20 protein-coding genes are annotated in these 19,577 nt (G+C 64.1%); 14 read left to right on the top strand and 6 right to left on the bottom strand.

The genetic code is table 11. The annotated features are described in order from the left end of the window. Positions 1-28 precede the first annotated feature (28 nt). The 6 genes from BLV07_RS19505 to gntR form a co-directional block, all read right to left on the bottom strand. Positions 29-709, bottom strand: a complete 681-nt coding sequence (locus BLV07_RS19505; RefSeq protein ID WP_091888810.1) for a site-2 protease family protein — start codon at positions 707-709, stop codon at positions 29-31. 145 nt (positions 710-854) lie between these two features. Continuing rightward, positions 855-1,244 carry a GFA family protein gene (locus BLV07_RS19500; RefSeq protein ID WP_091888529.1) on the bottom strand — a complete coding sequence of 130 codons (390 nt, stop codon included), beginning with the start codon at positions 1,242-1,244 and terminating at the stop codon, positions 855-857. Positions 1,245-1,251: 7 nt separating this feature from the next. Then, a complete protein-coding gene (locus BLV07_RS19495) occupies positions 1,252-1,998 on the bottom strand; it encodes an SDR family NAD(P)-dependent oxidoreductase (protein ID WP_091888527.1) in 747 nt (248 codons plus the stop codon). A gap of 123 nt (positions 1,999-2,121) precedes the next feature. Then, a complete protein-coding gene (locus tag BLV07_RS19490) occupies positions 2,122-2,853 on the bottom strand; it encodes an SDR family oxidoreductase (protein ID WP_091888525.1) in 732 nt (243 codons plus the stop codon). 200 nt (positions 2,854-3,053) lie between these two features. Beyond that, positions 3,054-4,880, bottom strand: coding sequence for an IlvD/Edd family dehydratase (locus BLV07_RS19485; RefSeq protein WP_091888523.1), 1,827 nt, complete (start codon positions 4,878-4,880; stop codon positions 3,054-3,056). Positions 4,881-5,002: 122 nt separating this feature from the next. Beyond that, the gene (gntR, locus tag BLV07_RS19480; RefSeq protein WP_091888521.1) at positions 5,003-6,103 is read right to left on the bottom strand and encodes an HTH-type transcriptional regulator GntR; all 1,101 of its coding nucleotides are present in this window, start codon (positions 6,101-6,103) and stop codon (positions 5,003-5,005) included. A gap of 202 nt (positions 6,104-6,305) precedes the next feature. On the opposite strand from gntR, the gene BLV07_RS19475 reads away from it, so the two are divergent. The 14 genes from BLV07_RS19475 (at position 6,306) to BLV07_RS19410 (ending at position 19,267) form a co-directional block, all read left to right on the top strand. Then, a complete protein-coding gene (locus BLV07_RS19475; protein ID WP_091888519.1) occupies positions 6,306-7,373 on the top strand; it encodes an ABC transporter ATP-binding protein in 1,068 nt (355 codons plus the stop codon). Positions 7,374-7,415: 42 nt separating this feature from the next. Beyond that, positions 7,416-8,735 (top strand): ABC transporter substrate-binding protein, encoded by a 1,320-nt coding sequence (locus BLV07_RS19470; RefSeq protein ID WP_091888517.1) that lies wholly within the window; start codon positions 7,416-7,418, stop codon positions 8,733-8,735. A gap of 100 nt (positions 8,736-8,835) precedes the next feature. Beyond that, complete coding sequence (locus BLV07_RS19465; RefSeq protein WP_176945653.1) at positions 8,836-9,753, top strand: carbohydrate ABC transporter permease; 918 nt, start codon at positions 8,836-8,838, stop codon at positions 9,751-9,753. Then, entirely contained in the window at positions 9,746-10,672 is a 927-nt protein-coding gene (locus tag BLV07_RS19460) for a carbohydrate ABC transporter permease (RefSeq protein WP_091888513.1), read from the top strand. Before BLV07_RS19465 ends, BLV07_RS19460 begins: the two co-directional genes overlap by 8 nt. 64 nt (positions 10,673-10,736) lie before the next feature. After that, a complete protein-coding gene (gene denD, locus BLV07_RS19455; RefSeq protein WP_091888511.1) occupies positions 10,737-11,723 on the top strand; it encodes a D-erythronate dehydrogenase in 987 nt (328 codons plus the stop codon). 23 nt (positions 11,724-11,746) lie between these two features. Continuing rightward, complete coding sequence (locus BLV07_RS19450; RefSeq protein ID WP_091888808.1) at positions 11,747-12,733, top strand: sugar kinase; 987 nt, start codon at positions 11,747-11,749, stop codon at positions 12,731-12,733. Between the two features lie 16 nt (positions 12,734-12,749). Further along, entirely contained in the window at positions 12,750-13,400 is a 651-nt protein-coding gene (gene eda, locus BLV07_RS19445; RefSeq protein WP_176945637.1) for a bifunctional 4-hydroxy-2-oxoglutarate aldolase/2-dehydro-3-deoxy-phosphogluconate aldolase, read from the top strand. Between the two features lie 59 nt (positions 13,401-13,459). Then, the gene (locus BLV07_RS19440) at positions 13,460-14,629 is read left to right on the top strand and encodes an acetyl-CoA acetyltransferase (RefSeq protein ID WP_091888507.1); all 1,170 of its coding nucleotides are present in this window, start codon (positions 13,460-13,462) and stop codon (positions 14,627-14,629) included. A gap of 127 nt (positions 14,630-14,756) precedes the next feature. Continuing rightward, positions 14,757-14,963 carry a hypothetical protein gene (locus BLV07_RS19435; protein WP_091888505.1) on the top strand — a complete coding sequence of 69 codons (207 nt, stop codon included), beginning with the start codon at positions 14,757-14,759 and terminating at the stop codon, positions 14,961-14,963. Between the two features lie 123 nt (positions 14,964-15,086). After that, positions 15,087-16,286: a CaiB/BaiF CoA transferase family protein gene (locus tag BLV07_RS19430; protein ID WP_091888503.1), complete on the top strand. Its 1,200-nt coding sequence runs from the start codon at positions 15,087-15,089 to the stop codon at positions 16,284-16,286. An 8-nt stretch (positions 16,287-16,294) separates the two neighbouring features. Further along, a complete protein-coding gene (locus BLV07_RS19425) occupies positions 16,295-17,431 on the top strand; it encodes a thiolase family protein (protein WP_091888501.1) in 1,137 nt (378 codons plus the stop codon). Continuing rightward, on the top strand, positions 17,428-17,787 hold the full coding sequence (locus BLV07_RS19420; RefSeq protein ID WP_091888499.1) for a Zn-ribbon domain-containing OB-fold protein: 360 nt from the start codon (positions 17,428-17,430) through the stop codon (positions 17,785-17,787). Before BLV07_RS19425 ends, BLV07_RS19420 begins: the two co-directional genes overlap by 4 nt. A 622-nt stretch (positions 17,788-18,409) precedes the next feature. Then, entirely contained in the window at positions 18,410-18,937 is a 528-nt protein-coding gene (locus BLV07_RS19415) for a carboxymuconolactone decarboxylase family protein (protein WP_091888497.1), read from the top strand. A 27-nt stretch (positions 18,938-18,964) separates the two neighbouring features. After that, a complete protein-coding gene (locus BLV07_RS19410; protein ID WP_176945636.1) occupies positions 18,965-19,267 on the top strand; it encodes a nucleoside triphosphate pyrophosphohydrolase family protein in 303 nt (100 codons plus the stop codon). Positions 19,268-19,577: the final 310 nt, after the last annotated feature.

Genomic DNA, 19,577 nt, shown 5'->3' with positions numbered 1-19,577 from the left:
AGGCCTACGTTCGGATGTCGCTGTTCAACTACACATTGCCGGTCAGGAACAGAACAGCCTGAATCACATAACCGGTCAACGTTCGCAGTATTGCTGAAATAACATCAAGATTTAGACCGAACTGCGAACCCGCAAGCGGTAGCAGGATCAGGAGGCCGATCAGGATCAGCATCCCGACCGGCTCGAGCCGGGCCAGCGGCACGGCGAGTGCCCGCGGCAACAGCCCGACCGCGACACGCCCGCCATCGAGCGGCGGGATCGGCATCATGTTGAAGACCGCCAGGATCGCGTTGATCACGAGGGCATTCTTGAGGTTGTCCGCAACCCATTTCGCCGAGCTCGCGGGCACCAAGGGCAGGGCATGGAAGGCGAGGGCGGCGGCGAGCGCCAGCAGGATGTTGGTGACGGGCCCGGCCAGCGCCACCCAGACCATGTCGAGCCGGGGGTTATTGAGCTTGCGGAAATTCACCGGCACCGGCTTGGCGTAGCCGAACAGGAACGGCGAATGCGCGAACAGCAGCATCGCCGGCAGGATCAGGGTCCCGAACGGGTCGATGTGGCGGAGCGGATTGAAGCTGACACGACCGAGTTGCGAGGCCGTGTTGTCCCCGAGCCGGTCCGCGACGAAGGCGTGCGCGGCCTCGTGGAAGGTGATGGCGAGCACGAGGGGGAGCACCCACACGGAGAGGTCATAAATGGAAATGTTCACGGCTCGTCCGTCCCGGTTTGCGGCCATGCAGCCATCCCAGCCAGCGGTGGTGCAGCAACGCTTCAGCTCAACATAGGGGGACCGGTCCCGAAATGCCACGCCGCAAATGATCCGCCAGCGGTACGCCGCCGTGCCATCGCGCAACTTATGGAATCGTCGTCTGATACTGCGTCAAGCCGTCGTCGAGCTTCACCCAGGCGAGCTTTTCCGAGACCCAGATGTGCTCGGTCGGCGCAAAGGCGTTACGATCATCGAAGGTGGCCAGCGCGACGCCGGCGAGCGTACCGTTGCGGCGCCAGGCGAATAGCCGCGTGCCACAGCGCTTGCAGAACACGCGGTCGATATTCTCGGAGGAGGCGTAGCGGGCGGTCTCGCCCTCGACCGTCAATGCGCGCTGATCGAACTGCGCGCGGGCGAAGTAGGGCGAGCCCATCGCCTTCTGGCAGAGGCGGCAATGGCAGATGCGGACATTGAGCGGCTCGCCCTCCGCCTTGAACCGCACCGCGCCGCACAGGCATCCCCCTTCCCGGATCATGATGTCCTCAATAGGTCGCGCGACCGCCCGAGATGTCGAAGACAGCGCCGGTGGAGAACGCGCAGTCCTCGGATGCCAGCCAGCTCACCATCGCGGCGAGCTCTTCGACCAGCACGAAGCGTCCCTTCGGAATCTTCGACAGCATGAAGTCGATATGCTGCTGCGTCATCTGGTCGAAGATCGCCGTCTTGGCTGCCGCCGGCGTCACCGCGTTGACGAGGATGTCGTGCGAGGCGAGTTCCTTGCCGAGCGATTTCGTCAGCGCGATCAGGCCAGCCTTGGACGCCGAATAGTGCGAGGCGTTCGGATTGCCTTCCTTGCCGGCGATGGAGGCGATGTTCACGATACGCCCGTATTTCTGCTTGAGCATGGCGGGCACGATCGCCTTGCAGCAGATGAAGGGACCGTCGAGGTTGATGCGCAGCACCTTGCGCCATTCCTCGAGATCGGTCTCCCAGACCGGCTTGTTGACGCCGGCGATGCCGGCATTGTTGACGAGGATATCGATCTTGCCGAAGGCGCCGAGCGTGGCATCGCGGGCCTGCTCGACCGCCGCATTGTCGGTGACGTCGACCTTGAAGACGCGCACGCTGTCGCCGATCTCCTTCGCCGTCTTCTCTGCGAGCGCGGCGTCGAAATCCCAAATGGCGACCTTGGCGCCGGAGGCGACGAAGCGCTCGGTGATCGCGCGGCCAAAGCCCTGCGCGCCGCCGGTGACGACGGCAATGCGGCCGTTGAGATCGATCTTGTTCATCGAGAAATCCCTTTCTCTATCCCTCATGGTGAGGAGCGCGCACGCGGCGCGCGTCTCGAACCATAGAGCCCGTGGCCCATCCCTCGAGACGGCGCTGCCGCGCCTCCTCGGGATGAGGAGTGATCAGAGCATGTAGCCGCCGTCGACGACGAGGTCGACGCCGGTGGTGAAGGCGCTTTCGTCACTGCCGAGATAGACCGCCATCGCCGCGATCTCGTCGGCGGTGCCGAGCCGGCCCATCTTCTGGCGGGAGATGAACATCTCCTTGCCCTGCGGCCCCTGCGCGGCGGCGCGGTCGAGCATCGAGGGCGTCTCGACGGTGCCGGGGCAGATGCTGTTACAACGGATGCCCTTGGTGATGAAGTCGAGCGCGACCGCGCGCGTCAGAAGCGACACCGCCGCCTTCGACGCGCTGTAGACGTAACGGTTGGCCGGCGGCCGCAGTGCCGCGCATGAGGAGATGTTGACGATGCTGCCGCCGCCGCCTGCTAGCATCTCAGGCAGGAAGGCCCTGATGGTCCGGTGCATGGACTTGACGTTGAGGTCGAACGAGAAGTCGAAATCCTCTTCCGAGCACTCCAGGATGGTGCCGTGATGCACGAATCCCGCCGCGTTGAGCAGGATGTCGATCTTGCCGACGCGCTTGGCAAAGGCGTTGACGTCGGCGGTGTTGCGGACGTCGAGTTTTGCGACTTCGGCGATGCCTTCCTTGGCGAGGCTCGCGATACCGGCTTCGTTGATGTCGGTGGCGATGACGGTTGCGCCCTCACGCGCGAATGCGATGGCGCATGCGCGCCCGATTCCTGCTGCCGCAGCCGTGACGACGGCGCGCTTTCCCTTAAGGCGGTCTGCCATTTTCTTGTTCTCCTTTATGTGTTCCAATCCCAACCCAGCGTCATTGCGAGGAGCCGGCGACAAAATTGCGGAGCAATTTTGCGCTGGTGCGACGAAGCAATCCAGACTGTCTCCATGGAGATATCTCTGGATTGCTTCGCGGAGCCTGTCATCGGGCGGCTGTTCGGCGGACCCGGTGGCTCGCAATGACGGTGTGGCTGCTAGTGATTATCCCGCGCCACGCCAAAGGTGCCGGCGACGTTCTGGTAGCGCGTGGCGAGTTCCATGCAGGCTCCGGTGGACTGCTGGCCGACGGTGTTGCGGTAGATCTCCTGCCACGGCGTCTGGTTCGGCGGGTGCTTGAAGCCGCCATTGGCCTTGAGCTCGGCATGGCGCTTCTTCAGCTCCTCGTCCGAGATCAGGATGTTGGCGCTGCCCTTGTTGAGGTCGATGCGCACTTTGTCGCCGGTCTTGAGGATCGCAAGACCGCCATTGGCGGCAGCTTCCGGCGAGGCGTTCAGGATCGAGGGCGAGCCCGAGGTGCCGGACTGGCGGCCGTCGCCGATGCAGGGCAGGGACAGGATGCCGCGTTTGATCAGGGCTGCCGGCGGCTGCATGTTCACGACCTCGGCGCCGCCGGGGTAGCCGATCGGCCCGGTGCCGCGGATGAACAGCACGCAGCGCTCGTCGATGTCGAGCGAGGGATCGTCGATTCGCTCGTGATAATCCTCGGGGCCCTCGAACACGACCGCGCGGCCCTCGAAGGCGTTGAGGTCCTTCGGGTTGCTGAGATAGCGGTCGCGAAACTCCTTGGAGATCACGCTGGTCTTCATGATCGCTGAATCGAACAGATTGCCCTTCAGCACCAGGAAGCCGGCGTCCTTCACCAGCGGCTTGTCGTAGGCCCAGATCACGTCATTGTCGGGCGCGGGCGCATTCTTGCAGTTCTCGCCGATGCCACGGCCGTTCACGGTGACCGCATCCTCATGGATGCGCTTGTGCTTCATCAGCTCGCGCACCACGGCCGGCACGCCGCCGGCGCGGTGGAATTCCTCGCCGAGATAGAAGCCGGCCGGCTGCATGTTGACCAGCAGCGGTACGTCGTGGCCAAATTTCTGCCAGTCGTCGATCGAGAGCTCGACGCCGATGTGGCGGGCGAGGGCGTTGATGTGGATCGGCGCGTTGGTCGAGCCGCCGATCGCCGAATTGATCACGATGCAGTTCTCGAACGCCTTGCGGGTCAGGATGTCCGAGGGTTTCAGATCCTCCCAGACCATCTCGACGATGCGCTTGCCGGTCTCATAGGCGATCTGGCCGCGCTCGCGATAGGGGGCGGGGATCGCCGCGCAGCCCGGCAGCGAGAAGCCGAGCGCTTCGGCAAGCCCGTTCATGGTCGAGGCGGTGCCCATGGTGTTGCAATGGCCGACCGAGGGCGCCGAGGACGCCACGATCTCCATGAACTCTTCATAGTCGATCTCGCCGGCGGCGAGCCGCTCACGCGACTTCCAGACAATCGTGCCGGAGCCGGTGCGCTCGCCAGCATGCCAGCCGTTCAGCATCGGGCCGCCCGACAGCACGATCGCGGGCAGGTTCACGGTCGCCGCGGCCATCATGCAGGCCGGCGTGGTCTTGTCGCAGCCGGTGGTCAGCACCACGCCGTCGAGCGGATAGCCGTAGAGGATCTCGACCAGGCCGAGATAGGCGAGGTTGCGGTCGAGCGCCGCGGTTGGGCGCTTGCCGGTCTCCTGGATCGGATGGGTCGGAAATTCCATCGCGATGCCGCCGGCCTCGCGGATGCCTTCGCGGACGCGGTGCGCGAGCTCGATATGGTGGCGGTTGCAGGGCGAGAGGTCGTTACCGGTTTGCGCAATGCCGATGATCGGCTTGCCGGATTGAAGCTCGGCGCGGGTGAGGCCGTAGTTCAGATAGCGCTCCATATAGAGCGCGGTCATGCCCGGATTATGCGGGTTGTTGAACCAGTCCTGCGAGCGAAGGTGGCGGCGAGCGCCGTTGCCGGCAGCATGCCCATTGGTTGGCTTTTTTGTCATTGGTCTCTCCTGCAATGCAAACGCACTGGCGTCCGTCTCGATGTGTCGGCTGGTGCGATGCCCAGCGGCGCGAGCGATGGTCGGCCGGCCGGCTGGCGGGTCATTTCCTCACAAATGCGATACTAGTCATGGCTACTTGGTAACGCTACCATTTTGTTCGCGGCGCCGGCACCGGAAGCGGCCGACCTATTGTCCGAACGCCGCGACGACGAGCTTTGCCGCTCGATCACCTTGAAGCCGAGATCGAGCACCGGCTGCTCCGGCCGCCGTCCGTCGATCGCGTCAATCAGCATGGTCGCGGCGGTTTTTCCCATCTCGTAGCGGTTGGTGCGCACGCTGGTGAGGGTGGGGACGGCGGAGGCCATGAATTCGAGGTCGTTGAATCCGACGATCGCGATCTGCTCGGGGACCGCGATCTCCCGGCGCCGGCATTCGAACAGCACGCCGAGCGCGAGGTCGTCATTGGCGCAGAACACCGCATCGAGATCGGGATCCCGCGCGAGGAGGTCAGTGAAGAGGGCGCCGCCGAGCGTCACCGATGTCGGGGTCGCCGTCGTGACCACGAGGCGCGGCTCGAACAGCGTGGCGTCCTTCATGGCCGAGACATATCCGTCCAGCCGCCGCTGCACCCGCGGATCCATCCGCGCGCCGACGAAGCCGATCTTGCGGTGACCCTGCGCGAACAGGTGGGCAACGGCCCCGCGCGCTGCATCATAGTGCGAAAAGCCGATCATCATGTCGACCGGATTGGGGCCGATCTCCATGATCTGCACGATCGGGCAATCGGCGGCCTCCAGCATCGCGCGCGATTCCGCGGTCTGGTCGATGCCGGTGACGATCAGCCCGGCCGGCTTCTGCGCCAGAAAGAGGCGCAGCAGCTTCTCCTCCTGCAGGATGCTGTAGCGCGTGTTGGACAGCTGGATCGAATAACGGCCGCCTTCGGAGGCGTCATAGATGCCGCGCAGCACGTCCGAGAACACGTTATTAGTGAGCGATGGGATCAATACACCGATCACCTCGGTGCGTTGCGAGGCCAGCGCGCGGGCCGCAAGGTTCGGCACATAGCCAAGCTCCTTGGCGGCGCTCTCGACCCGCGTCCGCTTGGCAACCGACAGCGCTTCCGGATTGCGGAAGAAGCGGGACGCCGTGATCGGGCTGACGCCGGCAAGCTCGGCGACTTCCGCCAGCCGGATTTTGCCTGACTTGGTGCGTTTTCGACCCATTTGTTGCTCTTAACACAGTCACGGTCGCAAACAAAGGAACGTTGACAGCGCTACCAGCAACGACTAACCAAAGACAAATTGCCAAAACCGCACAAACTGCCGACAATGTCGCCCGCTATTGATCGGGCTTCGTTCGGTGAAGTCTGAAAAACAAGACGGTCGCGGCGCGAGAGGCGCCGTGGACTTTCGAGGAGGGAGCTAGATGTCGTCTGTGCAAATCCGCGATGTGCGGAAATCGTTCGGCAACTTTGAAGTCCTGCACGGCGTGACGATTCCGATCGAGGACGGCCAGTTCGTCGTTCTGGTCGGCCCCTCCGGCTGCGGCAAGTCGACGCTTCTGCGCATGCTCGCCGGTCTCGAGAACATCACCTCCGGCACGATCTCGATCGGCGACCGCGTCGTCAACAATGTCCAGCCCAAGGAGCGGGACATTGCGATGGTGTTCCAGAATTACGCGCTCTATCCGCATATGACGGTGGCCGACAACATGGGCTTCTCGCTGAAGCTGCGGAATGCCGGTTCCGACGAGATCAACAAGCGCGTCAAGCGCGCCGCCGAGATCCTGGCGCTGTCGCCGTTGCTCGATCGCTATCCGCGCCAGCTCTCGGGCGGCCAGCGCCAGCGCGTCGCCATGGGCCGCGCCATCGTGCGCGATCCGCAGGTCTTCCTGTTCGACGAGCCCTTGTCGAACCTGGATGCCAAGCTGCGCGTCGCCATGCGCACCGAGATCAAGGAGCTGCATCAGCGGCTGAAGACGACGACCGTCTACGTCACCCACGACCAGATCGAAGCCATGACCATGGCCGACAAGATTGTCGTCATGCATGACGGCATCGTCGAACAGATGGGCACGCCGCTCGAGCTCTACGACAAGCCCGATAACCAGTTCGTCGCCGGCTTCATCGGCTCGCCCGCCATGAACTTCCTGAAGGGCCATGTGCGCGCCAACGGCGTTGCCACCTTCGAGGGACCGAACGGCGTCAAGCTGCCGCTCAAGAATGCGCCGACGGCGTCCGACGGCCGTCCTGCCGTCTACGGCGTGCGGCCTGAGCATTTCACCATCGCCGATGACGGCGCCGAGGCCGAGATCATCGTGGTCGAGCCGACGGGCTCGGAGACGCAGGTGTTCGCCAATGTCGGCGGCGAGCAGGTCGTCGCGGTGTTCCGCGAGCGCCACCAGTTCAATCCCGGCGACAAGGTGCGGCTGAAGCCCGACCCGTCGCTGGTGCATTTGTTCGACGAGGCGACAGGCAAACGCCTCAACGCCTAGCACAAGACGTAAGACAAGAAAAAGCATCACAGGGAGGACGATATGCAAGACTTTACCCGCCGGACTCTGCTTCAGGGCGGAACGGCTCTGGCTGCAACCGGCATGCTGACCGGGCCGGCACTGTTCGAGTTTGCGAAGGCCTGGGCGCAGAGCGCGCCCTGGAAGGCCGAGCCCGGCGCCAAGCTGACTGTGATGCGGTGGAAGCGGTTCGTGCCGGCGGAGGACGATGCGTTCAACGCGATGGTTGCGGCGTTCAAGGCCGCGACCGGCACGGAGATGAACGTGTTCAGCGAATCCTTCGAGGACGTGCAGCCGAAGGCATCGGTCGCGGCCAATACTGGCTCCGGCCTCGATCTCGCCTGGGGCTTGCACACGCTGCCGCAGCTGTTCCCGACCAAAGTGCTGAAGATGAACGACGTCGCCGATTATCTCGGCAAGAAATATGGCGGCTGGACCGATGCGGCCGCCAAAACCTGCAAGCTCGGCAACGATTGGCTCGGCATCCCCGTGGCGACCAATGGCGGTTACATGACCTATCGCAAGTCGGCGCTCGACAAGGCCGGCTTCAAGGAGTTCCCGAAGGACTTCCCCGGCTTCCTCGAAATGTGCAAGGCGCTGAAGGCGAACAACACGCCGGCCGGCTTCGCTCTCGGGCATGCCTCGGGCGACGGCAATTCGTGGCTGCACTGGGTGCTGTGGGGGCACGGCGCCTACACGGTCGATCAGAACGACAAGATCATCATCAATTCGCCGGAGACGGCGAAGGCGCTGGAATATTGCAAGGCGCTGTACGAGAGCTTCATCCCGGGTACCGCGTCCTGGAACGATTCCTCCAACAACAAGGCGTTCCTCGCCGGCGAGCTCTATTGCACGGCGAACGGCATCTCGATCTACGTGGCCGCCAAGACCGATCCGTCCAAGAAGGAGCTTACCGCGGACACCTATCACGCGCTCTGGCCGGTTGGTCCGGTCGGCAAGCCGACCGAGCTGCAGCTTGCGCTGCCGATCCTCGCCTTCAACTTCACCAAATATCCGAACGCGGCGAAGGCCTTCGTCGCCTTCATGCTGGAGAAGGAGAACTACGAGAAGTGGCTGGATGGCGCGCAAGGCTATCTGACGCAGACCTTGAATGCCTATGAGTCGGCACCGATCTGGACGGCTGATCCCAAGAATGCCGTGTTCTCGCAGGCCTCCAAGCGCACTCTGCCGGCATCCGGTATCGGCACGGTCGGCGAAAAGGCGGCAACTGCAATCGCCGATTTCATCGTCGTCGACATGTTCGCCAACTACTGCACCGGCGCCAAGGATGCGAAGGGCGCGATGGCGGAAGCCGAGCGCCAGCTGAAGCGCATCTATCGCTGACGGTCACGGGGCGGGCGGCCGTCCGGCCGCCCGCTCGTCAACATTTCGATCAGGGATATCGGGCATGGCTGATGTCGCAATTCCCCGGGCCAAGCCTCAGATGAGCGAGGCGAGCGCCTGGACCCAGCTCAAACACAATCGTAACTGGCTCGGCTTCTGGTTCATGGTGCCGGCCATGGCGTTCCTGATCTTCTTCCTGGCCTATCCGCTCGGGCTCGGCATCTGGCTGTCCTTCACGGACACGCGCATCGGCAGGGTCGGGCACTTCATCGCCACCGAGAATTACGAGTGGCTCTGGGACGACTCCATCTTCTGGCTGTCGGTGTTCAATACGCTGCTCTACACCTTTGTCGCCAGCGCTCTCAAATTCGCGATCGGGCTCTATCTCGCGCTGCTGCTCAACGAGCACATGCCTTTCAAGGCGATGCTGCGCGCGATGGTGCTCATCCCCTTCATCGTTCCGACCGTGCTCTCGGCACTCGCCTTCTGGTGGATCTTCGACTCGCAATTCTCGATCATCTCCTGGTCGCTGAGGCATCTCGGCCTGATCAGCCAGAACATCAACTTCCTCGGCGACACGACCTGGGCGCGCATTTGCGTGATCTTCGCCAATATCTGGCGCGGTGTGCCGTTCGTGGCGATCACGCTGCTCGCAGGCCTGCAGACCGTCTCGCCGTCGCTCTATGAAGCAGCAACACTCGACGGCGCCACGCGTTGGCAGAATTTCCGGTACATCACCTATCCGCTGCTGACGCCGATCATCGCTGTCGTGATGACCTTCTCTGTGCTCTTCACCTTCACCGACTTCCAGCTGATCTGGGCGATGACCCGTGGCGGCCCGGTCAACGCCACCCACCTGATGGCAACCCTGTCCTACCAGCGCGCGATCATCGCCGGGCAGCTGGGCGAGGGGGCCGCGATCTCCAGCGCCATGATTCCATTCCTGCTCGCTGCGATCATGGTTTCCTGGTTCGGCCTGCAGCGCCGGAAATGGCAGCAGGGAGAGAGCAATGACTGACCTGCCCACCAGATCCATCGATCTCAAGAACGTGCTGTCGGGCTCGGCGCCTACGGCCGATCACAGCGAGGGCATGAGCTATCTGCAGTCGGTGCCACGCAGGATCGTGACGCTCTACCTGCCGCTGGCGATCATCGTCTTCATCCTGCTGTTCCCGTTCTATTGGATGGCGCTGACGTCGGTGAAGCCCGACGAGCAGCTGCTCGATCTCGACAAGTACAATCCGTTCTGGACCTGGAATCCGACCTTCAAGCACTTCCACAAGCTGCTGTTCGAGAGCTACTATCCGTACTGGCTCTGGAACACGATGTACGTGGCGATCTGCGCCACGGTGCTCTCGATCATCGCATCGGTGTTCGCGGCCTACGCTATCGTGCGGTTGCGTTACAAGGGCGCCAATCTCGTCGGCGGGCTGATCTTCCTCGCCTATCTCGTGCCGCCGTCGATCCTGTTCATTCCGCTCGCCACCGTCGTGTATCAGTACGGTCTTTTCGACTCGCCGATGGCGCTGATTCTGACCTATCCGACGATCCTGATCCCGTTCTCGACCTGGCTGTTGATGGGCTATTTCAAGACCATCCCGTTCGAGCTCGAGGAATGCGCGCTGATCGACGGAGCGAGCCGCTGGCAGATCCTGATCAAGATCGTCGTGCCGCTCGCAATCCCCGGCCTGATCTCGGCCTTCATCTTCTGTTTCACGCTGTGCTGGAATGAGTTCATCTACGCCCTGACCTTCCTGCAGTCGACCAGCAACAAGACGGTGCCGGTCGCGATCGTCAACGAGTTCGTGGATGGTGACATCTACCGTTGGGGTTCGCTGATGGCGGGAGCGCTGGCCGGCTCGCTGCCGCTCGTCATCCTTTACGCCTTCTTCGTGGAGCATTATGTGTCGGCGATGACCGGCGCCGTGAAGGAATGATCGCGGGGCTTGCCGAGGGCGCGTCAGGAGCGGCGCGCTCCGGCCAATAAGAAGGAGTAGGCTCTTGCACATTCTGGTTCTGGGCGCCGCCGGCATGGTCGGCCGCAAACTCTGTGAACGGCTGTTGCGCGACGGCCGGCTCGGCAAGAGCGACATCACCAGGCTGACCATGCATGACGTAGTCGAGCCCAAGAAGCCGGAAAAAGCCGGCTTCCCCGTCGAGACCGTCTCGGGCGATTTCGCGGTGCCGGGCGCGGCCGAAAAGCTGATCGCCGGCCGCCCCGACGTGATCTTCCATCTTGCTGCGATCGTCTCCGGCGAAGCCGAGCTCGATTTCGACAAGGGCTATCGCATCAACCTCGATGGCACGCGGATGCTGCTCGATGCGATCAGGCTCGTCGGCGGTGGCTACAAGCCGCGCGTGGTCTTCACCTCGTCGATCGCGGTGTTCGGCGCGCCGTTCCCCGATGCGATCGGCGACGAGTTCTTCCATACCCCGCTGCTCAGCTACGGCGCCCAGAAGGCAATCGGCGAACTCCTGCTCGCCGACTATTCGCGCCGCGGTTTCCTCGACGGCATCGGCATCCGCCTGCCGACTATCTGCATCCGCCCGGGCCTGCCGAACAAGGCAGCATCGGGCTTCTTCTCCAACATCCTGCGCGAGCCACTGGCCGGCAAGGAAGCGATCCTCCCGGTGTCCGAGGATGTCCGCCACTGGCACGCGACGCCGCGCTCCGCGGTCGGCTTCCTGCTCCACGCCGGCACCATGGACCTTGCGACCGTCGGTCCGCGCCGCAACCTCACCATGCCGGGCCTGTCCGCAACCGTGGGCGAGCAGATCGCGGCCTTGAAGCGCGTTGCGGGCGAGAAAGTCGCCGCGCGCATCAAGCGCGAGCCGGATCCGTTCATCGTCGGCATCGTCGGCGGCTGGCCGCGCAATTTCGACGCGAAGCGGTCGCGCGAGCTCGGCTTCACCACCGCCGAGAAGAATTTCGACGACATCATCCGCATTCACATCGAAGACGAGCTCGGCGGCAATTTCGTCGCCTGATCGCGCACTGAGCGGGTCACATGATGGCGAGCGTTGCTTGCATCGGCGAATGCATGGTCGAGCTCCGGCAGGCCCAGGGCGGACATTCCACCGGATCGTCCGCGGCGCAAGGGCAGGGCGGCGGCCTTTACTCGCGCGGCTTCGGCGGCGACACGCTCAACACGGCGGTGTACCTGGCGCGGCTCGAGGTCAAGGTCGACTATCTCACCGCGCTCGGTGATGACGCCCTGAGTGATGAGATGATCGCGGCCTGGAATGCCGAGGGCGTCGGCACGAGGCGCGTCGTGCGGCTGCCGGGCAAGCTGCCCGGCCTCTACATGATCCAGCTCGATACAAAGGGCGAGCGCCAGTTCTTCCACTGGCGCGACAGCGCGGCGGCGCGCCAGCTGATGAGCCTGCCGGAGACGGACGAGCTCCTGAACTCGCTGATGAGCTACGACATCGTCTATCTCTCCGCGATCACGCTCTCGATCTACGACGCGCCCGGGCGCGAGCGCCTGTTCGCGGCGATCAAGCGCGCGCGCCTGCTCGGCACCCGCTTCGTGTTCGACACCAATTTTCGCGCGCGCGGCTGGCCGGACCGCGATGTCGCGCGCGAGGTGTTTGCCGCCGCCTTCGCGGCCGCCGACATCGTGCTGACCTCGACCGAGGATCTGCTCGCGCTCTATCCCGGCGAGAGCCACGAGCAGCTGATGGCCCGCATCCCTTCTCCCGAGCTGGTGTTCCGGCTCGCCGAGCCGGTGAGCCTGTTGCGCGTTCCGGGGGCTACCCACGAGGTCCGCGCCGAGCCCATGACCAAGCCGGTGGTGGACACCACGGCCGCCGGCGACAGCTTTGCCGCAGCTTATATCGCCGCCCGGCTCGCCGGCTCCGAGCCGGTGGAGGCCGCCCAGGCCGGGCATCGCCTCGCCAGCCTCGTGATCTGCTATCCCGGCGCCATCATTCCGGGCTATGCCATGCCGCCGAAGAAGCGGCATCGGCCGGCGGCCTCACGCCAGGCGACCAAGTGAAGAAGCGACAACAACGATGACCACGAGTGCCCAACAGAATCACCTCGTCGCGCTGTTCAAGGCGGCGACCGTCATTCCCGTCCTCACCATCGAGCGTATCCAGGATGCGGTGCCGCTGGCACGTGCGCTGGTCGCCGGCGGCGTCCGCACCCTGGAGGTGACCCTGCGCACCCCCGTTGCGATCGAGGCGGCGAGGGCGATGATGGCCGAAGTGCCCGAGGCGGTCGTCGGCATCGGCACGATTCTCAGTCCGGCCGACTTCACCCGCGTCGAGAAGCTTGGCGTCAAGTTCGGCATCAGCCCGGGCCTGACCCCCGATCTCCTCAAGGCCGCTGCTGACAGCGCCTTGCCGTTCGCGCCGGGCATTGCGACCGCCTCCGAGCTGATGATGGCGCTGGCGCAGGGGTTCGACGTCGCAAAATTCTTCCCGGCGGAGCAGGCCGGCGGCATCAAGGGCCTTCGCGCCCTCGGCGGCCCGTTCCCGAACGTGCGGTTCTGCCCGACCGGCGGGGTCGGCGAGGCCAATGCGGCGAGCTGGCTCGCCGAGCCCAACGTGGTCGCGGTCGGCGGTTCCTGGCTGTGCCCGACGGCCGAGATCAGGGCCGGGAACTGGGCCGGCATAACTGCCATCTGCCAGCGCACCCTCAAAGTTCTGAAAGCCGCGTGAAGTCTTGCCATCCCTGGGCTAAGACTTAACTCAGGAAGAGACCCCAGGGAGAAATGACCATGACCGCCAGCATCGTCGGATGGGCGCATACGCCGTTCGGCAAGTTCGACACCGAAACCGTCGAAAGCCTCGTCACCCGCGTGGCCAACGAGGCGATGGCGGATGCCGGCATTTCGGCCAGTGATGTCGACGAGATCGTGCTCGGCCATTTCAACGCCGGCTTCTCGCCGCAGGATTTTACCGCCTCGCTGGTGCTCCAGGCCGACCCCAAGCTGCGCTTCAAGCCGGCGACCCGGGTCGAGAACGCCTGCGCCACCGGCTCGGCCGCCGTGCATCAGGGCCTGCGCGCGATTGCCGCAGGTGCGGCCAAGATCGTCCTGGTCGTCGGCGTCGAGCAGATGACCCGGACGCCGGGGCCGGAGATCGGCAAGAACCTGCTCAAGGCGTCTTACCTGCCCGAGGACGGTGACACCGTCGGCGGCTTCGCCGGCGTGTTCGGCAAGATCGCCAGCTCCTATTTCCAGAAATACGGCGACCAGTCCGATGCGCTTGCGCTGATCGCGGCCAAGAACCACAAGAACGGCGTCGCCAATCCCTTCGCCCAGATGCGCAAGGATTTTGGCTTCGACTTCTGCCGGGCCGAGAGTGAGAAGAACCCGTATGTCGCCGGTCCCTTGAAGCGGACCGATTGCTCGCTGGTCTCTGACGGAGCCGCCGCGCTGGTGCTGGCCGACGCCGAGACCGCCAAGGGCATGAGCAAGTCGATCGGCTTCCGCGCCACCGCCCACGCCCAGGACTTCCTGCCGATGAGCAAGCGCGACATCCTCCAGTTCGAGGGCTGCACCGTCGCCTGGCAGCGCGCGCTGGAGCAGGCGGGCGTGACGCTCTCCGATCTCTCCTTCGTCGAGACCCATGATTGCTTCACCGTCGCCGAGCTGATCGAGTACGAAGCCATGGGCCTGACGCCGAGGGGGCAGGGTGCCCGCGCCATCAAGGAGGGCTGGACGCTGAAGGACGGCAAGCTGCCGGTCAATCCGTCCGGCGGCCTCAAGGCCAAGGGCCATCCGATCGGCGCCACCGGCGTCTCCATGCATGTGATGACCGCGATGCAGCTCGCCGGACAGGCGCCCGAGGGTATGCAGCTCAAGAACGCAAAACTCGGCGGCATCTTCAACATGGGCGGTGCGGCGGTCGCCAATTACGTTTCCGTGCTGGAGCCGTTGAAGTAAGCTCGGTCCTGTAGGGTGGGCAAAGGCGCCATGTGCTGTGCCCACCTTCTTTCTTGCGCTAGATCATGGTGAGCACGCTTCGCTTTGCCCACCCTAGGGCTCCTGATTGGTTTGCGGGAAAAGCATCATGAGCAAGGACTACGAAACTTCACTGTCGATGGATGCCCTCAACGATCGCATCGCGATCCTCGAGGACAACATCCGCCAGCTCATCGAGCAGGCCGCTGCCGCCTCGGGTGAGCAGAACGAGTCGCGGATCGCCGACCGCATCAATCAGCAGAACGACGAGCTCGACCGTCTCATCAAGATCCGCGAATCCCGCCAGAAGAAATAGCGGGCGATATCGCCGCGCGATGCATGCCGCCATACGCCAGTCGCCCTTGCGCGACCAGCGGCACTGCCGTTAGCTGGACCGAAATCGCTGGGCGCTTGAGCCCTGCGCAATCGGGAGCGAACGATGGGGCCGCTGAAGGGCATCAAGGTCATCGACATGACCACCGTGCTGATGGGGCCTTATGCGACCCAGATGCTCGGCGATTACGGCGCCGACGTCATCAAGGTGGAATCGCTCGACGGCGACGTCACCCGCTTGATCGGCCCGACGCGGCACGCCGGCATGGGCCCGGTGTTCCTCAACACCAACCGCAGCAAGCGCTCGATCTGTCTCGACCTGAAGAAGCCCGCTGGGCGCGATGCCGTGCTGCGGTTGCTCAGGGACGCCGACGTGCTCGTCTACAACGTCCGTCCGCAGGCGATGGCGCGGCTTCAGCTCGGCTACGACGTCGTTTCCGCGATCAATCCACGTCTCGTCTATGCTGGCGTGTTCGGCTTCGGGCAGGACGGGCCCTATGCCGCAAAACCCGCCTATGACGATCTGATCCAAGGAGCAACCGCGCTGCCGGCGCTGATGGCGCAGACCGGCGATGGCGTACCGCGCTATGTGCCGAACGCGCTGGTCGACCGCATCGTCGGCCTCACCGCGGTCGGCGCGATTTGCGCCAGCCTCGTGCATCGCGACCGCACCGGCCGCGGCCAGCGCGTCGACATCCCGATGTTCGAGACCATGGCCGGCTTCGTCATGGGCGATCACATGGGCGGGCTCACCTACGAGCCGCCGCTCGACAAGGGCGGCTACGCCCGCCACCTCTCGCGCGACCGCAGGCCTTACAAGACCTCGGACGGCCATCTCAGCGTCATCGTCTACAACGACAAGCAATGGGAGAATTTCTTTGAGGCGACGGGGCGCGACGATCTGCGCGCCGATCCCAAATTCGCAACCTTCGCCGGCCGCGCCGCCAATATCGACGTCGTCTATGCCGAGCTCGCGCGCATTTTTGAGACGCGCACCACCGCCGGGTGGATCGAGCTTTTGACCAAGGCCGACGTGCCGGTCATGCCGATGCACGACCTCGCCTCGATCCTGCACGATCCGCATCTGGAGGCGACGAATTTCTTCCCGGTCGTGGAGCATCCGACGGAAGGCCCGATCCGCAGCATGAAGGTGACCGCGAGCTGGTCGGAGACGGACGCCGCGCCGGATCGGCTCGCGCCGCGGCTCAACGAGCATGGCGCGGAGATCCTGGGCGAGATCGGCTATTCCGCCGACGAGATCGCAACCATGATCCGCGATGGCGTGACGCGACCCGCGCCGGAGTAGGGGGCATTATGAGCTTCATCACCGGCGTCGGCCTCACGCCTTACGGCAAGCACGAAGGCTCATCCTCGCTCGACCTGATGAGCAAGGCCGCGCAAGCCGCGCTCGACGATGCCGGGCTGAAGCGCACTGAAATCGACGGCATCCTCTGCGGCTACTCCACCGTCTCGCCGCACATCATGCTGGCGACCGTTTTCGCCGAGCACTTTGGCATCCGCCCTGCTTACGCCCACGCCGTCCAGGTCGGCGGCGCCACGGGGCTCGCGATGACGATGCTCGCACATCATCTCGTCGAGGCAGGCGTCGCGCGTCACGTGCTCGTCGTTGCCGGCGAGAACCGCCTGACGGGCCAGAGCCGCGATGCCTCGATCCAGGCGCTGGCGCAGGTCGGCCATCCCGATTACGAGGTGCCGCTCGGCCCGACCATTCCCGCCTATTACGGCCTTGTCGCCACCCGCTACATGCACGAATACGGTGTGACCGAAGAGGACCTCGCCGAGTTCGCGGTGCTGATGCGCAAGCACGCCTGCACTCATCCCGGCGCGCAATTCCACGATCCCATCACGGTTGCCGACGTCATGGCCTCCAAGCCGGTGGCGATGCCGCTGAAGCTGCTGGATTGCTGCCCAGTGTCCGACGGCGGTGCTGCGTTCATCGTCAGCCGCGAACGGACCGGGGAGGCGGGCGTGCTCATTCGTGGCTGCGCGCAGGCCCATACCCATCAGCATGTCACGGCCGCACCCCGCCTCAGCGAACTCGGTGCCGAAATCTCGATCGCGCGCGCCAAGGAGGCCACGGGCCTTGCGATCTCCGACGTGCGCTACGCCGCGATCTACGACAGTTTCACGATCACGCTCGCGATGCTGCTGGAGGACCTCGGTCTCGCCGGCCGCGGCGAGGCGGCAGCCCGCATACGATCAGGCCATTTCAACCGTGACGGCGCGATGCCGCTGAACACCCATGGCGGCCTGCTCAGCTACGGCCATTGCGGCGTCGGCGGCGCCATGGCGCATCTGGTCGAGGCGCATTTGCAGATGACGGGACGGGCAGCGAATCGGCAGGTGCGCGATGCCTCGGTCGCGCTCCTGCACGGCGATGGCGGCGTGCTGTCGTCCCATGTCAGCATGTTCCTGGAGCGGGTGCGATGAGCGAGCGTCTGGCCGACTGGACCAAGGGCGAGCAGGCCATCACCTACCAGACCTGCGCCGCATGCGGCCATGTGCAGTATTTCCACCGCGCCTTCTGCGCCGCCTGCGGCGTGTCCGATCCGCAGGAAGCGCGCGCCAGCGGCAAAGGCAGGGTGTATGCGACCTCGCTGGTCTGCCGCGCCGCGACGCCCGAGACGCGCGCCCACGTGCCCTACAACATCCTGCTGGTCGATTGCGCCGAGGGTTTTCGCATGATGGCACATGGCGAGAACGGGCTTACCATCGGCGATTCGGTCACCGCGAGCTTCAAACCCTTTGCCGGCAAGCTCGTGCCGTTCTTCACCAAAGAGAAATAGCAGCCAAGGGCGAAGAGAGGGATTCGTCATTCGGGGGCGGTCCAAAGGACCGAGCCTGGAACGGGATTCTGGGCCTGGCCTGTGCGAGGGCCACCCCGGAATGACGAAAACTCTAGAACTCCAACTCAAGCGCGACGAGATCAGGATGAATCGTCATCGCGCTTTAGGTTATTGTTTGAGCATGATCTTTTCGGAAAACCGCTACACACTTTTCCGGATCATGCTCTAACGCCCGTAGAACAAGATGCTGGCGATGACGAGCATCGCCGTCACCGCCAGCATATGCGCGAGCGCTCCCGAGGCCGCCCCCTTGGTGGCTTCCTTCATGCCTTGTTCTCCCTAGACTTGGGCGTGACTCATCGTTGCGTGGTGAGCGCAAAGACGGCCAATTGTTTTACTCGGAACACCCCACTCACGAGTACCCACCGCAATTTGTCCCCACGCGGCGAATATCGACTGTGTCAGGGTCGATCAGCAATGCGGCGGCAATTTGACTCGATGATGTTGCTCCTGCGTCGGCGCAAGAATAGAGTTTCGGGGAACTCTCACCGGCAACGACAAAAAGCATCAAAAGCCCAAGAAAACTTTAGAGACAAACTTCAGGGAAAACTTCAGGAAAATCATGGCCCGCATTCAGTACAGCGACCCGTCCAAGGCCTCCGACCGCACCCGCGAAATCCTCGACAAGAACCGCAACGCCAATATTTTTCGCATGATGGCGCACTCGCCGAGCTATTTCGAGCAGTACTGCCGCCTTGGCGGCGCCATCCGCCACAAGGGCGAGCTCGATCCGGTGGTACGCGAGCTTGCGATCACGCGCACCGGCATCCTATGTGAGGCACCTTACGAGATCGTCGCGCACAAGCGCATCGGCAAGAATGTCGGTGTCACCGACGAGCAGAACGAGGCGATCGCAAACTGGCAGGCGGCGAGCTGCTTCAACGAGGTGCAGCGCGCCGCTCTGGCCTTCACCGACGAGATCGTGAAACTGAACAAGCCGACGGATGCGACCTTCAAAGCGATCGCATCGAAGCTGACGCCAGCCGCGCTGGTCGAACTCCAGCTCTCGGTCGGCTTCTACGTCATGACCTCGAAATTCTTGGAGACGTTCGAGATCGACCTGCAGCCGGTGACGGAAGTAGTGGGCTGATCCGATTAGAAGCGGCGAGGGATGCCGATGACGATCGATGAATATGCGGCCTGGGCCGCGACCATTGCGAAAGTCGAAGAGCATCCGTCCAACGAGCGGCTGTCCTATCTCGGTCTCGGTCTTGCCGGCGAAGCCGGCGAGGTCGCCGATCATATCAAGAAGCTGCTCCGCGACGGCTGGCTGGATCAGGCGGGTCTCGTCAATGAGCTCGGCGACGTCGTCTACTACTGGGCGTGCCTGTGCGCGGCCACCGGCCAGCAGCCGTCCGAAGTGCTCAAGACCAGCGCAGCCAGGATCAACCGGCGGCTGAGCGAGGCCGCGAGCCGCTGACGCGGGATGCGAGCCGGAGGCCCCGGTTCACCTCTCCCGTAGGGAGAGGTCGGATCGCATCAAAGATGCGATCCGGGTGAGGGCTTACGCTCTCACCAAATGCTGCGGCCCCTCACCCGGATTGCTCCGGACGATGCTTCGCATCACCGAGCGCAATCCGACCTCTCCCCGTCGGGGCAGGGCAATCGCATATGGCACTTGGGGGGCCTGAGCGCGCGCCTCGTCCTTCGAGACGACCGCGGAGCCTGTCATCGGGCCGCGCTTTGCGCGGACCCGGTGGCGGTCTCCTCAGGCTGAGGCTAAGCGGCAT

Origin of the sequence: Bradyrhizobium sp. Rc2d (assembly GCF_900099855.1) — a bacterium.
Classification (GTDB): Bacteria; Pseudomonadota; Alphaproteobacteria; order Rhizobiales; family Xanthobacteraceae; genus Bradyrhizobium.
This window is presented reverse-complemented; position numbering and strand designations above follow the sequence as displayed.